General features: G+C 41.1%; 11 protein-coding genes. 5 read left to right on the forward strand and 6 right to left on the reverse strand.

What is annotated here, in order from left to right; all coding sequences use genetic code 11:
• Positions 1-325: 325 nt before the first annotated feature.
• Together AB4153_RS18255 and AB4153_RS18260 are read right to left on the reverse strand one after the other, a co-directional pair.
• Entirely contained in the window at positions 326-1510 is a 1185-nt protein-coding gene (locus AB4153_RS18255) for a sorbosone dehydrogenase family protein (protein ID WP_371998314.1), read from the reverse strand.
• 80 nt (positions 1511-1590) lie between these two features.
• Positions 1591-2778 carry a BamA/TamA family outer membrane protein gene (locus AB4153_RS18260; protein WP_371998315.1) on the reverse strand — a complete coding sequence of 396 codons (1188 nt, stop codon included), beginning with the start codon at positions 2776-2778 and terminating at the stop codon, positions 1591-1593.
• Positions 2779-3057: 279 nt separating this feature from the next.
• Here AB4153_RS18260 and pyrC point away from each other — a divergent pair, with 279 nt between their 5' ends.
• Positions 3058-4095 (forward strand): dihydroorotase, encoded by a 1038-nt coding sequence (gene pyrC, locus AB4153_RS18265; protein WP_229372046.1) that lies wholly within the window; start codon positions 3058-3060, stop codon positions 4093-4095.
• A gap of 273 nt (positions 4096-4368) precedes the next feature.
• Positions 4369-5985 (forward strand): methyl-accepting chemotaxis protein, encoded by a 1617-nt coding sequence (locus tag AB4153_RS18270; RefSeq protein ID WP_371998316.1) that lies wholly within the window; start codon positions 4369-4371, stop codon positions 5983-5985.
• Positions 5986-6073: 88 nt separating this feature from the next.
• Here the strand turns inward: AB4153_RS18270 and AB4153_RS18275 are convergent, their stop codons facing one another.
• Both AB4153_RS18275 and AB4153_RS18280 read right to left on the reverse strand, forming a co-directional pair.
• Positions 6074-7534, reverse strand: a complete 1461-nt coding sequence (locus AB4153_RS18275; RefSeq protein ID WP_303515546.1) for an OmpA family protein — start codon at positions 7532-7534, stop codon at positions 6074-6076.
• 159 nt (positions 7535-7693) lie between these two features.
• Complete coding sequence (locus AB4153_RS18280) at positions 7694-10210, reverse strand: putative Ig domain-containing protein (protein WP_371998317.1); 2517 nt, start codon at positions 10208-10210, stop codon at positions 7694-7696.
• 353 nt (positions 10211-10563) lie between these two features.
• Between AB4153_RS18280 and AB4153_RS18285 the strand changes: the two genes are divergently transcribed.
• Positions 10564-11157, forward strand: coding sequence for a hypothetical protein (locus AB4153_RS18285; RefSeq protein ID WP_371998318.1), 594 nt, complete (start codon positions 10564-10566; stop codon positions 11155-11157).
• Positions 11158-11479: 322 nt separating this feature from the next.
• The gene (locus AB4153_RS18290) at positions 11480-12385 is read left to right on the forward strand and encodes an alpha/beta hydrolase (protein WP_371998319.1); all 906 of its coding nucleotides are present in this window, start codon (positions 11480-11482) and stop codon (positions 12383-12385) included.
• 76 nt (positions 12386-12461) lie between these two features.
• Here the strand turns inward: AB4153_RS18290 and rluF are convergent, their stop codons facing one another.
• Positions 12462-13415, reverse strand: a complete 954-nt coding sequence (rluF, locus tag AB4153_RS18295) for a 23S rRNA pseudouridine(2604) synthase RluF (RefSeq protein WP_371998320.1) — start codon at positions 13413-13415, stop codon at positions 12462-12464.
• Between the two features lie 255 nt (positions 13416-13670).
• On the opposite strand from rluF, the gene AB4153_RS18300 reads away from it, so the two are divergent.
• Positions 13671-14156 carry a GNAT family N-acetyltransferase gene (locus AB4153_RS18300; RefSeq protein WP_371998321.1) on the forward strand — a complete coding sequence of 162 codons (486 nt, stop codon included), beginning with the start codon at positions 13671-13673 and terminating at the stop codon, positions 14154-14156.
• 90 nt (positions 14157-14246) lie between these two features.
• Here AB4153_RS18300 and AB4153_RS18305 read toward each other — a convergent pair whose 3' ends face one another.
• On the reverse strand, positions 14247-14789 hold the full coding sequence (locus AB4153_RS18305; protein ID WP_102529638.1) for a DUF4287 domain-containing protein: 543 nt from the start codon (positions 14787-14789) through the stop codon (positions 14247-14249).
• Positions 14790-14962 lie beyond the last annotated feature (173 nt).

The following is a 14962-nucleotide window of genomic DNA, read 5'->3' on the forward strand; positions in this document are numbered from 1 at the left end:
AGCGCCACGACTTTGATTTACTTCAAACGAAGTTTGAAAATGCCGTTACTCGATTTAATCGAAATCAATAAAGTTACCCACGACGTTAATCCAAACGAAGTTTGGAAATACAGTGACTCAAATTAATCGAAATCAATAGAGCCATCCACGACGTTAATCCAAACGAAGTTTGGAAATACCATTACTCAAATTAATCAAAATCAATAGAGTCATCCATGAGGTTTATCCAAACGAAGTTTGAAAATCTCAGTTGCAGAGACTTCAGCCCCAAGTTAGTGAACCTGAGCATTAATCCAAACGAAGTTTGGAAAAAAAATGAACCAGATTAGTTTTCAGAATAACTAATCCGATAAACCGCATTCCCTGCATCATCAGAAACCAGCATTGAACCATCTGGCATGGTGAGCACTGCGACTGGTCTGCCCCAACTGACTTCACCTTGCAGCCAACCTTTGGCAAACGGTTGGTAATCACTTACTTTATTACCGTCTAACGTCACTTGCATGATGCGATAGCCGACCTTGCTGCTACGATTCCATGAACCATGTTGGGCAATGAAAATACGGCCTTTATATTCAGCAGGAAACAGCTCGCCTTGGTAAAACTCCATGCCTAATGCTGCCACATGGGCGCCAAGGTTTAGCGCTGGTGGCGTATTAAGTTTGGCTTTTTCTGCATCATAAAACTCTGGGTCTTTAATGTCAGCGTTATGCACATAAGGGAAACCAAAATGCTGACCTTCTTGACTGACGCGGTTTAACTCATCATCCGGCAAATCATCGCCCATCATGTCGCGGCCATTATCGGTAAACCATAATTCGCCCGTGTCAGGGTGAAAATCAAAGCCAACACTGTTACGCACGCCTTTGGCGACGATGGTGGCTTCTTTGGTATCAACATCAAGCTTTAAGATTGAAGCGAAGGGTAACGTATCGTCGCAAACATTACAGGGGGCACCGACTGGAATATACAGTTTGCCATCAGGTCCAAATTTGATGAACTTCCAACCGTGATGAGATTTGTCGGGCAGCTGGTCATAGATGAGTTCAGGTTCTGGCACATTGGGAAGGTGTTTTTCAATATCGCGATAACGCCATATTTTATCGACTTCTGCCACATATAAACTGCCATCATGAAAGGTAATCCCAGAAGGCAAGAATAAGTCCTTGGCGAGTACGATTTGTTTGTCGGCTTTAAAATCTTTATTCGTGTCGATTAATGCGTAAAGATTGCCCGCACGACGACTGCCGACAAATAAAGTACCGTTATCGCCCAATGCCATTTGGCGGGCATTTTCAACATTCTCTGCATATACATCAATACTAAAACCAGCAGGCAATACGATTTGTTCAATGGGTAAAGTCTTGGCTTGAACATTGGCTTGAACACTGGTTAAGGACAAGATGGTTAAACCAGATAACAGCGCTGCTTTAAACGCATTCGATTTTATAACTGGTGAGAGTGAAGAGTGTCTATTATCCGTCTTTAGATAATCCGTTAAGTCATTCATCGCAATATGCCTCTGTATTCTTGTTTTAATTTTAGTTTTAGTTAATTAAACACTCATTTTTTACTTGATATAGGTCAGGGTTAAAACCCTGTGCCGACATTGATATACCATGCGGTATCTTCTGGGCCTTTAGCCACATCAATCCCCATATGCAAACCGTAACGCCTTGCTATAGTGTAGCGAAAGCCAGCGCCATAGGCGGTTTGCTCGTCGCTGTCCCACATGTTGCTATTACTGTCGCCCGCAAGACCAGCTCCGACAAAAGATAACAGCATCCACCTTGGGGTTATGCGCCACATAAGTTCAACTTCGCCGGTGGAAACGGCTTCGCCTTGATAGCGGTTTCGCGGAATACCACGCATTTCAATATAGGGGTAAGTGAAGATGGGTAAGCGAACATCACTGCTGATGGTTTGATAATTTAGCTTAACGCCTAAGGTGACATCTTTTATGAGTGGCCAATAGTTAATCCCAGTAGCTTTGATGGTTTGGTAGTCGTAATCACTGCCGATGGCAGTATTAAACCAGTCGTATTCTAAAGTGTAGTCATAACCGCTGGTGGGCATAAAAAAGTTATTTAAGCTGTCGTATTGCAGCACGGCGCCAAGGGATGACACGGTAGGGGAAAGATCGATTATGTCAGTGAGGCGATCGACTAACTCTGGCGGTAATAATGAAGTGTCTTTATTACTGGCTAAATCGACCTGGGCAAATTTTTGGGTCACACCTAGAAATACTGAACTATCAAATAACCTAAATTGCAGTTTTTGCATCAGGCCATAGCCTTGCATATTTAGATCTAGGGATAAATCTTGGCCAAAGTCAGCTTGGCTATAAAAGTTCATGTTTACATCGCCATAGCCACCCCCGACAAGATAGCGAATATGATCTTGCTTCCAGGTTTCACGGTGGCCTAAAAAGCCAAACTTTGAGCCATTATCGGTAGCGCCAATCCCTGCTGCCGAAATACCGGGTGTAAGGAGCTGGGCACCGCCATCCACTGACTCTTTTGCGACTTGCTGGCGTAGCTCAGTTTGTTCGGGCGTCTCATGGAGGAAAATCCCCATCAATAGTAAACCTGTGCCAACAGAGGGTTCAGTAATAATGCTAGGCACAGGTAAAAAACCGTAGGCGTTTTCTGCAAGGTATTCACCCGCATCAAAGTAGCCATCAATGGGATCAAAAAAGTCGATATTGGCCTGAGCGCTTTGACCGGATAGCAGTAAGGCTGTGGCTAAGGTGATTTTGGAAAGCGAAAAATGATGCACGTATAAAATTCCCTTTATAACGATAAGCTTACCGAACGACTAGCTCTAGTTGTGTTTTGCATTATGCGTCAATATCAAATCGTGTTGTTGATTTAATTTAGCACGGAGTCATGACAAAAATACAATCTTGTGATTGATAAATAACTTGTGATTACAGTAATAACTGTAGGGATTTTTTGCTGTAGCAAAGTCAGCGTTTAAATAACGTGTCTATCAAGAAAACGGGTTTTCAGGCACAATAGCGCGCAATTATTCGTTATCGATTTTTAGGGAACCTAAATGACGCAAATCACTATTACTACGCCGGACGATTGGCACCTTCATTTCCGTGATGGAGACATGTTAGCTGAAACCGTACCAGCCACCGCTCGTTTATTTCAGCGCGCTATTGTGATGCCAAATTTAGTGCCACCTGTTACTGACGCTACGATGGTTTCAGCTTATCGTGAACGTATTTTAGCTGCGCGTCCGCAAGGTAGCTCGTTCGAGCCATTAATGACGCTATTTTTGACCAACAATACCACTGCGCAAGACATCATTGATGCCAAAGCGGCAGGCGTTGTTGCAGCAAAATTATACCCAGCAGGAGCCACCACTAACTCTGATGCTGCGGTTAAAGCATTAGATGCATTATTTCCAATCTTTGAAGTGATGGCAGAGCAAGGCATGTTATTGCTGGTGCATGGTGAAGTGACTGAATCGCACATTGATATCTTTGATCGCGAAAAAGAGTTTATCGATCGCTATATGGCGCGCATTGTTGAAGCCATGCCAACGCTTAAAATCGTGTTTGAACATATCACCACTAAAGATGCTGCTGAGTTTGTGGCATCAGCGCCAAGCAATATTGCAGCAACGATTACCCCGCAGCATTTATTGTTAAACCGTAATGACTTATTGGTTGGCGGCGTACGTCCACATAACTTTTGCTTACCGGTGCTGAAGCGCAATATTCATCAGCAAGCATTGCAAGCGGCTGTGGCAACGGGTTCAAGTAAGTTCTTTTTAGGCACAGATTCAGCGCCCCATGAAAAGCACCGTAAAGAATCAGCCTGTGGCTGTGCGGGTTGTTACAGCGCATGGTCTGCATTAGAGCTTTACGCCCAAGTATTTGATGACTTAGGTGCGTTAGATAAGTTAGAAGGCTTTGCCAGCTTACATGGTGCAGACTTTTATGGCCTGCCGCGCAATACAGGTACAGTGACCTTAGTTAAAGAAGAGTGGGTTGTTCCTGAGCAAATCATCTTGCCAAATCAGAACCCAATCGTACCATTCTTTGCGGGCGAAACGGTAAACTGGAAAGTGAAAACAGCTTAATCTGTCTCGATAATGTTGTTTTAACATAAGAAAAAACCAGCAGAGATGCTGGTTTTTTTGTTTTAGGGAAGTTCAAAATATTGAAATAACCATTATTAGTTTTTTACTATTAAAGCAATTGCTTATTAGGTCGATGAATATGAGGAATTGATTAGTGCTTAGAGCGCTAATTTAGCAATGGTTATCGCTTAACTGGGGCTAAATCACTGTCTGCCATTTCAATAACGGCTATTGTGATGAAATAACTCAGTTGATGAATTTACAGGTATGTTTATGAGTATTGATGTCTCCATTAAGAGAATGCTTCAAGTAACAATTACGTTATCTCTATTGGCTTTAATTATTTTAGCTTGGGTAAGTAATTCACAACAATCTTTCATCCATGAAAGTATATTAAATGAAGAGAAACAGGTTAATACCGTATTCGCTTTAAAAGATACGCGATATTACGTGGTGCAAATTCAACAGTTTCTAACCGATGTGGGCGCCACTAAAAGTGACGAAGCTAAATCTGAAGCTTATGAGAGCTTGAATGCAGCCTTAACAAACCTAGATAAACTCTCAAAAATATCCCCTGAATATTCGGTACAAGCCCAAGGCATTAAACAACAGGTACAAGACTTGTATGTTTCTGGTGAAAATATGGCTGATGCATATTTGAACGAAGGAACTGAAGCAGGAAACTTGTTAATGAAAGGTGAGGGTGGTTTTGATGATGCATCGTCAACATTAGCGACTAATTTAGATGAATTGGCTCAAGAATTAGACCACAAGTTTTCCTTAGCGGTAAAAGAAACCTTAAACGCCACAGATAATGCGACAACTGTTCAACTATGGGGGAGCTTAGCCATTGGCTTATTCATACTTGTGATTTTATCGATACTATATCGAAATATTTTAACCCCACTCACAGCTTTAGATACATCAATGCGCAATGTGGCTTCTGGTTCTAAAGATCTTACCGTTTCTTTAGATGACAGCGGCCAAAGTGAAATAGCAGAAGTCGCTGGAAGTTTTAATCTTTTTGTCCGAAATATTCGTACGCTTATCACGGACTTTAGTAGCGATACACAGCAATTGGGCACTGCAAGTGTGCAGCTAAAGGCATCGAGTAGTGAAACCTTAGAAGGGATGCAACGTCTTCAAGGCGAGACTGAACAAGTTGCCACAGCGATGAATCAAATGCAGGCAACAGTTATTGAAGTGGCCAATAACGCCGAGCTTGCAGCTCAAGCAGCAAAAGATTCAGATACGCAGGCTTTACAGGGGGATAAAATTGTTCAACAAACCATTACTTCCATCGAACAACTGAGTAATGGGGTGGAGCAAGCTGCCAATGCGCTTCAGCAATTACAAGATAACGCAGATAATATAGGCAGTATTCTAGATGTGATTCGTAGCATTTCAGAGCAAACCAACTTACTCGCGTTAAATGCGGCAATTGAAGCTGCAAGAGCAGGCGAACATGGACGAGGCTTTGCCGTTGTTGCTGATGAAGTAAGAACGTTATCGAAACGAACACAAGATTCTACTAATCAAATTCAACAAATGATTGGTCAACTTCAGAAAGGTGTTCAAGATGCGGTGACAGTGATGGATTCAAGCCGTCAGCAAGCTGTACAAAGCACTGAACAGGCCGCTAAAGCGGGCGAAGCATTATCCAGTATTACTCAATCGGTTGCCTTAATTGCGAATATGGCCACTCAAATTGCCACAGCAGCAGAAGAGCAAACAGCGGTAAGTGAAGAGATTAACCGTAATATTGTCAATATTAGTGATGAAGCCAGATTAACCGTCACTAATGCAGACCAATCACATGTGGCTAGTGTGCAAATGAATGATTTGTCACAGCAACTAAGTGAACAAGTCGGGCAGTTTAAGGTGAGTTAGTTGTAATGTAATTGAGATTATTTACCTGAAAGTTATTGATAAAAAAACCAGCAGAGATGCTGGTTTTTTGTGTCTGTAATCACAGGGCTTATTTACTATCTGATCTCAGCACCAGCTCGACTCGGCGATTTTGTGTTTTACCAGTATCATTCATATTGCTAGCAACAGGCGCATATTCACCAAGCCCTGCTGATTCAACTTGAGAAGGCTTAATATTAAAGTCATTTATTAGTGTATTTCTAACCGCTTTGGCGCGTTTTTCTGACAGCGCTTTATTATAACTTTGCCCGCCTTGATCGTCAGTGTGGCCAACAACATAGAAACCTTGTTTAGGGTGACTTGTAAGATACTCTGCAACCACTTTTATAACCTCCATTGCCTCTGGCATCAGTTTGTCACTGTCGAATTCAAACAATAGGCCATCAAGCGCAACATGGCCTGTTTGCGCTATTTTGTCTGTTAGGCCATCTAAATCAATGGTTAAGCGTTCAGTGTTTAATGTATTTTCTTCAATGATCCGTAATTCGCTCGAAAGGCCATTAATATAACCAATTATGTACGTCATCACATACACATTGCCTGTTGGCTTTTTTAGTGAATAAAGGCGATAGAATTGGCTTTCTGTGGTGCCGTTTGTGGCGAGTGCATTGAAGTGTCTTTGGAACTTGCTATCGGTTCCACATTCTTTTGCAATACAGCTAAAAGTCTCGATAAACCCTAGCTTGTTAAGTGCAGCTTGATAGTTTGCATCCACTTCGTATTCTGAATAGCTGCGAGGTAATCGATAAGCAATATCGGTAATTTTCCCTTCAATGACTTCTGTGGTGAATTTCTTACCGACTTTTTTAGAAGCGACAGTGGTTTGGCCAAATTGAAAGGTCTTATAGTCTTGAATGTAAGCCCCTGGAATTCGAGTGAGCATCGGGTGATCGCTCGAGCCTCTTTCATCCTTGCTACTGTTATCCTTTACGGCAATTTCGCTCACTTCAGCTTTTAGATAGTCTTTATCAATAGCAATTATATCTAAGGGCTCATCAATAACTTCAATGATATCCAATTGAATATTAGTGGCTTTTTTCCAGTCACTGATGTATATCGATACGTACACATCACGGCTTTCAAGTGTTATTTTTGTGGTGGTTAAGGCAGGGTTACGACCACCGACAGTGTCAATTGGCTTAATAAAATTTTTAAGTTTCGACTCTTTGCCACAGGCGTTATTAATACAGCTAAAAATAATTTCACCGCCTAAGTCCTTAATTTGCTCAAGATAATTATTGTGTAAGTTATGAGGTGTAAATTTCGGGTCTAAGCGATAATTAATTCGTGTCAATCTGCCTTCTACTGGTAAAGCGTTAATCGACTTCACCGTTTGATTAATCAACGAATAAGGACTGTAGTTACGGACTAAACTTTCCGTTTTTTTCACCTCTTCAGGTGGATTAAATAGTGGCGCTTTAATTTTTGCCTGTATAGGAATAGAGACTGAAATAATGAGTGCAATAAAGACTGATTTTGTCATTTTGGTTGATATAAATGGTGAAAACATATTAAGGGTCCAACAGTAAATGCGCCCGTACAAATACGGGCGCATGGCTTTAACCGACAATAAATTTGTGTACGTTTCAATCTGGATGACTAAAGGATTTAATTGATGAACTAAACCCTTTTAAAGCTATTTCCTAATTGAAAGCGAACTAAGCTAATACTATTTGACGTAATATTTACTGTTAATCAGCTCATTCACTAATGAATCTATTGCTTTTAAAGGCAACGCTTTTAGTGGTGCAGCTTGAGTCGAATAAGACGAAGGCAAAGACAAAGATTGCGGCGTTCTGTCTGGCGCGTCGACCCATTCATTCATCGGAGTAAATGTTAGAATGCCTTCAGCAGACTTCTCTATTTGAGCAACATGCCACCATAGAGTGATATCTTCTGTTGGTGGAGTAAATAAGTATTGCTCATTATTAAAAATAACTTCTACTCGAGTCGTTGCTGGGTCTATCGCTGGTGAGCTAGAGTAGTTATAAACGAAGTAATCATAAACACCCGCAACAGGATAGCTAGGTATTGAAATAACTTCAGGTCCATAGCTTGTGATGTCATCAACATCAAGATAAATGACACTACTTTCAATAGTCACTTCACGATTTCCAAAATAAACATGTCCTAGTTCAGTATCACCTTGGCTAATAAAGAGGTGTGAATCTAAATCCCGAGGCGCTTCCCCCCAATTTAAGGTGATTTTCGTTAATGCTTCAGAAAGCACTAGACACTCAGGCAAAGTGATATCCTCGCTTCCTGTTGCCATTATTTCTGTTCTACTCTGAAAGCCCAATGATGCGCCGATTAACATTGAAGAGTTTTGACGTACTGGCAAGCTAAAATCACCATTTGAGTCAGAGTAAGTGACAGAGCGTCCAAAATAATCTCGGCCATCTGAATTTAATCTAGCGCTTGTAAGACGAGTGCCTTCAACATCTGCAACACAGCCATTGATGAATACGGTTTCATAAATTCTATCAGCATTCCAAGTGGTGAAATGGCTCACATTACCTGCGTAATAAGATTGTCCGTTGTCATTCATTAGAGTTGCTTCGCCTTCTTCAACCCATAACCCCGATATTTCATCAAAGTAATAAAGTGGAATAGTGCTAGGGGGGAAGCTACCGACTGCAGGAATTCGAATTTCTGCAGTTTTCCCCTCGGCGAGTTGTAGTGGATTACCATTTTCATCTTCAAAGCTAACGGTAATTGCGCCAAATGATTCAATCGGCACAATCTCGCCAGCTTCATTTATGGTCAACATGTCACCTGGCATCATTTCTATATCAATGGCAGGGTTAATGATTGTTAGCTCAGCGAGAACTGCAGTTTCAGCTAAATCGCCATTGGCATTAACTAGGCTATCTTCAGGTAAAGTGACTAATAATGTATCTTCAACACTGAGTTCATTAACCTGTGAGGCATCAAAACTTACCGTCTGATGTACAGGTAATAAGAGTAAGTTGTGTGCTTGAGCTAATTCTGAACTAGAGAAGCTAATGGCTGCTTCAGCGAAACCAGTTGCATCAGCAGATAAAGTTAAGCGATCAGTTATTTCAGTATCTTGAATTAAGATTGAAAAATTTCCATCAGCATCAGAAGTGGCCAGTTGCGACTGGGTATAACCGTTAGATAGCATGACGGAACTGTCAACAATGTTTTCGCCATTGAAGTAGTTGATTGTGCTACCTGAAACAGCCACAAAAAACTTCTCATCAAGACTAAAGCTAACGATTGCAGGTACAGCGCCATCTTCACCACCATCAGCCACGCTAATGGATATATCAGTTAATGTGGTCTCAGTTACAGTAGAGTTATAACTGATTAAGCCTGTTGCAGAAATGGTTAATTCTGCTGGGCCAGAAATCATTTCAAAGCTAATATCATTTTCAACATTTAAATCATCAACATCAGATACCGCTAATTGGTATGTAAATGTCTCACCCGCATTAACGGTTTGTTCTGTTATTAACGATACCGTTGGAGCGTCATTGACTGGTGTAACAATGACTTCAAATATATCTGTTGCAGCAACAGCGTTATCTTCACCACCGTCTGCGACTGTTAGAGTTACTTCGCCAGAAGTAAGAACACCTTCAGTTGGTGTCCATGAAACAAGTCCAGTCGCATCAATAACCATGCCTTCTGGTGCATTTTCTAACGAAAAATTTAAGCCTTCTAATAGGTCATCACTGTCTTCTACAACCACTTGAGATGTATACCGTGTGTCTTCTACTGCGGTCAGCATTAGGGTGGAAGTTATCAAAGGGCTATCATTGACAGGTGTAACAATGACTTCAAAATTTTGAGTTGCAGCAGTGGCACCGTCTTCACCACCATCAGAAGCACTTATTGTCACAGTTCCTGATGTCAGAACTCCTTCAATTGGCGTCCAAGTAATGAGCCCCATATCTGATATAAGCATGCCTTCAGGCGCGTTGGTTAATTCATAGTTTAGATCTGTTCCATTATTACTGTCGTCAGGATCTGTCACAGTAATTTGATAGCTATATGCTATATCTTCAATCGCAGTAACGATTGCCGAAGAAGTTATTTGAGGTGCAATATTCTTGTCTTGTTCTGGAGCGCTGTCATCAGAGTCTGATGAGCCACAACCAACTAATGCAATTGAAAGCGCAGCCGCAATGATTGACGGGCGCCAATTGGGGGTAAAATCCATTTTATTTTCCTAATCCTTGAATATAAAGTACTCAAACTTAACCAGTTGAGTAACGACTTTCGTATTCTATAAGCTATTAATTATTATATAAATAATACTTAGTGATGTAATTCTAGAAATATGAGTAATTAAAGTCATCACTGTATCAAATATGTCGATATCGCTATATTCAGCGGGGGAGTTAGCATCAATAGAATTAGCCTTCATTGTTAATTATGTCCGTATTTGAAAGAGTAAAAAAGGATACTGTTATTTTAAAATCCTATTCACTTTTTTGGTATTCTGTGACTATGAATTAACTCGTTTAATGGCACTCAGAGTGCCAGCACTACATTTTTAAGGAAACCATTCAAATGACATTTGCTAAGTATGTTGCTGTAACAATACTCATGGCTGGGCTGAGTATTAATGCTTATGCCGATAACCGAGCAGCAATGCTCGAATTTGATGCCAAAGTCAGGCCTATTGCACAAAGAAGTCAGTTACTTTCAGACATGCAGGTCAAGTTAATGGATGACTTTAATCAAATGGCTGAAGCGGGCAAGAGTGCTAGCGCGGTGTTTAACAGTGGTAAGGTGCAGCAACTGCAATTATTGGGGAATGAAACTCTCATTGAAGCCAACTTGTTTGTGGCTGAGTTCGAACACTTTTTAGCGCAACTCCCTGAAACGTCGACCTGTTATCTGCCTGAAAAGGTCACAGAATACCAAGGTATGATTACTCAGCTTACGCAAGCCAATAAAGCGTTAAGTAACGTGCCTGAGATTGCTGATGGTGATGAACTAGGCGCCGCAATGGCGTTATTGAACCTGCAAATGCATGCAGGGCAATTGAGCTCTTTAGTGCAAATGTTTCAGTTGGTGAAAACCTGTTATATGCCAGAAGCGATAGGACTCAGCAAAGAAGATGTTGAGCGGATGAAAGCTGAAGATAAACAGGATAATTAGTAGGCGTTGATAGATTAATTATCGTGTAATCACAGCTGCTTAATTTAAGAGATTTCAATTGGTGACGAAGTTGAATACGTATGAAGTGGTAGGTTAATACTTATGTTTTTACATCAAGTGTTGTAGGTTAAACACACAAGTATGGTGAACAGGATAGTCAATGAAGACTTCACTCATTAACACTTATAATCTTATTTGCTTTGGTTTTAAGAGCGGTTTTAAAAGTGGCTTTCAGAATATTTTTCAGAGTATAGCACCCTCGTTTTACACTAAGAAAATCAAAGCGCTGATGATGCTTGTGTTGCTCTCATGCGCAATGATAATGACAGTCACATCGACTGCTGTTCGAGCCGATGACGTTTTGCCTAACGTGTCTGATGGAAAACTGCAGCGATTAGATGCGCAAGCCTTACCATTTGAGCTGATAAAACCACGCCCTATTGATGTGTGGCTGCCAGAGGATTACCCCGCTAAAGCGCCTTATGCCGTGGTGTATATGCATGATGGCAAGGTGTTATATGATGCGAATCAATCATGGAATGGTACTGCTTGGGAAGTCGATGAAACCGCAGCAAGTCTTAATAAGAGTAAAGATATTAAGCCGTTTATTGTTGTGGGGATTCATAATGCCGAGCAGTCTCGTCATAGCGAATATTTTCCGCAAAAACCTTTTGAATCATTAACTGCTGACACGCAAACCAGTTTGTATCAAACCCAGCGCAATGCAACTGAAAAGCTATTAGCTCAAGCTGTGTATTCTGATAAGTATGCTGAGTTTATCGTTACTGAGTTAAAGCCCTATATCGATGAACATTTTAAGGTGGCAACGGATAAGCAAAATACCTTCATTATGGGCTCAAGTATGGGCGGATTAATCTCTTGGTATACAGCGTTAGAATATCCACAAGTCTTTGGCGGTGCGGCTTGCTTATCGACTCATTGGCCAGGCTCTTTCGCTGCTGAAGATAACCCTATCCCGCAAGTGTTTAACCAGTATTTGGCTAAACAGATTGCCACTAATCCCCAAGTGAAATTGTATTTTGATTATGGCGATCAAACTTTAGATGCCATGTATCCGCCTTTGCAGGCTGAGGTAGATAAACTGTTTGAGACTTCAGGCTATGATAAAGCCCTTTGGCAAACCCACTTCTTTAAAGGTAAAGCCCATAATGAAAGTGATTGGGCTGAACGTTTGAATATTCCGATGACGTTTTTATTAGGCAAATAACTTTGTTATCAAATCTAAAAAAGTAGGGCGCCAGTATTGCTACTGGCGCCCTATTTATATCAGCTGTAACTCGTTATTAACGCGCGCGATTTGGCTTACGGCCACCACTTGGTTTACCTTTGCCGCTAGCTTTACCAGCTCCCTTAGCTTGACCTTTGGTTTGGCCTTTGCCGCCACCTTTTGCTTGGCCTTTATGTTTGGTGCTGCGGTTATGCTGCATAAAGTGCTCTGGCCCTTCAATCTTTCCACGCTCTGAAGCTGTTTTGGGCTTAGGTTTAGGCTTTTTCTTTGGTGCTGCTTTTTTGTCTTCAGATGATGAGTCTTTGATCATCTCAAATAACACATCTAATTCTTGTTTGTCTAAGTCACGCCATTCGCCAATCGGTAGCCCTTTTAGGCTGACATTCATGATTTGCTGACGTTCAAGCTTAGTGACTTCAAAATTGAAATATTCACACATGCGGCGAATTTGACGGTTAAGACCTTGTACAAGCACAATTTTGAATGCGTAAGGCGAGACTTGTTCAACCTTACATTTTTTAGTCACTACGCCAAGAATAGGTACGCCAGCGCCCATGCCTTTAATGAAGTCATCAGTAATTGGTTTATTCACCGTGACAATATATTCTTTATCGTGATTATTCCCAGCACGGAGGATTTTATTAACTAAGTCGCCGTTATTGGTCAAAAAGATCAAACCTTGGGAGTCTTTATCTAAGCGGCCAATAGGGAAAATACGGGTGGAGTGATTGACGAAATCAACAATGTTGTCTCGCTCAGTGCCTTCTGTGGTACTGACAATACCGACAGGTTTATTCAGTGCGATAAACACCAAATCTTCAGCATCTCTTGGCTCAATATCTTGGCCGTTTACTTTAACTTTATCGCCAAAAGAAACTTGGTCGCCCACTTGTGCACGTTTACCATTGATAAACACATTGCCTTGCTCAATAAAACGGTCGGCATCACGGCGTGAACATATGCCACTTTCACTGATGTATTTATTAAGGCGCATTGATGAGTCGGTCACTTGGGTCGTCCTATTAAAAATTTAAAAAGCAGCTAAGAACAGATTGAAAACAGACTTGCTTTCAATTCAATTTTATTTAGCATTAGGCAATTGGGTGTATTGTAAAACAGCAGTCTAAAAAAGCAGAGCAGTTTATCATTTTTACTGAACTTTCTTAAGTAGGGTGATGAAATGGGCTTTGAAAATAATCTATTAACATAAGCTTTAAACACGAGCTTAAAACAAGAGCTTTGCTGAAATGAATAAGGATAATTCATGTTGATCCAACTTAGAGATTTAACCGAAGCAGATTTAGAGGCACTTTATCAATTTCAAGATGATCCAGTCGCTAATCAAATGGCGGACTTTCCAGCAAGAGATCGAGACAGCTTTTTTGAACATTGGCGCACCAATGTATTAGGCCGAGAGGATGTTTTTGCCCAGGGAATAATCGCAGATGACGTGCTGGTGGGCAGTGTGCTGTTATGGTCGATGAATGCGGCTAGCGCCCACCCTGATTGGTTTTTAGGTTATTGGCTCGGACGTGAGTTTTGGGGCAAGGGCATAGCCAGTCAAGCAGTAAGCATATTTGTTAAAAGCCATTCTAAAAGGCCGATTATTGCTGAGGTTGCCAGCCAAAATAAAGGCTCTATTCGTATCTTAGAAAAACTAAGTTTTGAGCATTGTGGCGCAGTCGAAGAGAGTGAGCACTTTAGTCAAAACCCGCAAAATCCTTTGCTTGAAATGAAGTTAGCTCATTAGCTCCATTTCAAGCTATCGACCATTAAAGTCAGCTTTTACAAATGAACTAGTACAAATGAGCTGGTACAAGTGAGCTGGTACAAGTGAGCATTAAACCGATTGCTGATAAGCAAGTTGTAGCCATTGTTTTACTTCATCATTCACATCACTAATATCTTTGAGCTGTATGCGGTGGCTACACATTGCGCCAAAAGGCCCTGAGTCTTCTAGGCAACCTTGGGGCTCGGTATCTTTAATTTTTAAGCCAAGATCGATACGGGTTTTGGTGGCTGGTTTTATCAGGGCAAATTGTTTTTTCCTAATGATGCTCACTGTCGCTTTTTTAGGGGTTATTACTACGTCTTGGCCAAAGTTGCTTACAATAGAAATCAGTAAATCGTAAATTGGCGTCAGTGCTTCTTTGCCTTGATATTGTTGGGTAACTAACTCATCAGTAGACTCATCTTTTTGTTTTGATAAGGTCACAATCGTATTGGCAAAGCCATGGGTTACTCCATGTTCGGTTTTTAAATATTTAACTGCCATTCCATGCTTTTCAATATTCTGCTGTGCAAGTATGTCGAGCCACTCTGGTAATGACTTGCCGGTTTTTTCCGGCATGTTATCAATCATGGTTTGCAGTGCTTTATCCATTTGCCTCTCCCATTTTCTGTTCCATTTATTTGCGAGTGATTAAATATCATCTTTATCCTTATATGTATAAAGGTAGCTATTTGAACTCAATAATGCACTTGTTTTATATCAAGCCTCATAGACGACTGCAGACTAGAAGGTAGGGGCGGATTGTAGAAGATAGAAGATAGAAG

The organism is Shewanella sp. 10N.286.52.E4, from assembly GCF_041468785.1.
Classification (GTDB): domain Bacteria; phylum Pseudomonadota; class Gammaproteobacteria; order Enterobacterales; family Shewanellaceae; genus Shewanella; species Shewanella electrodiphila.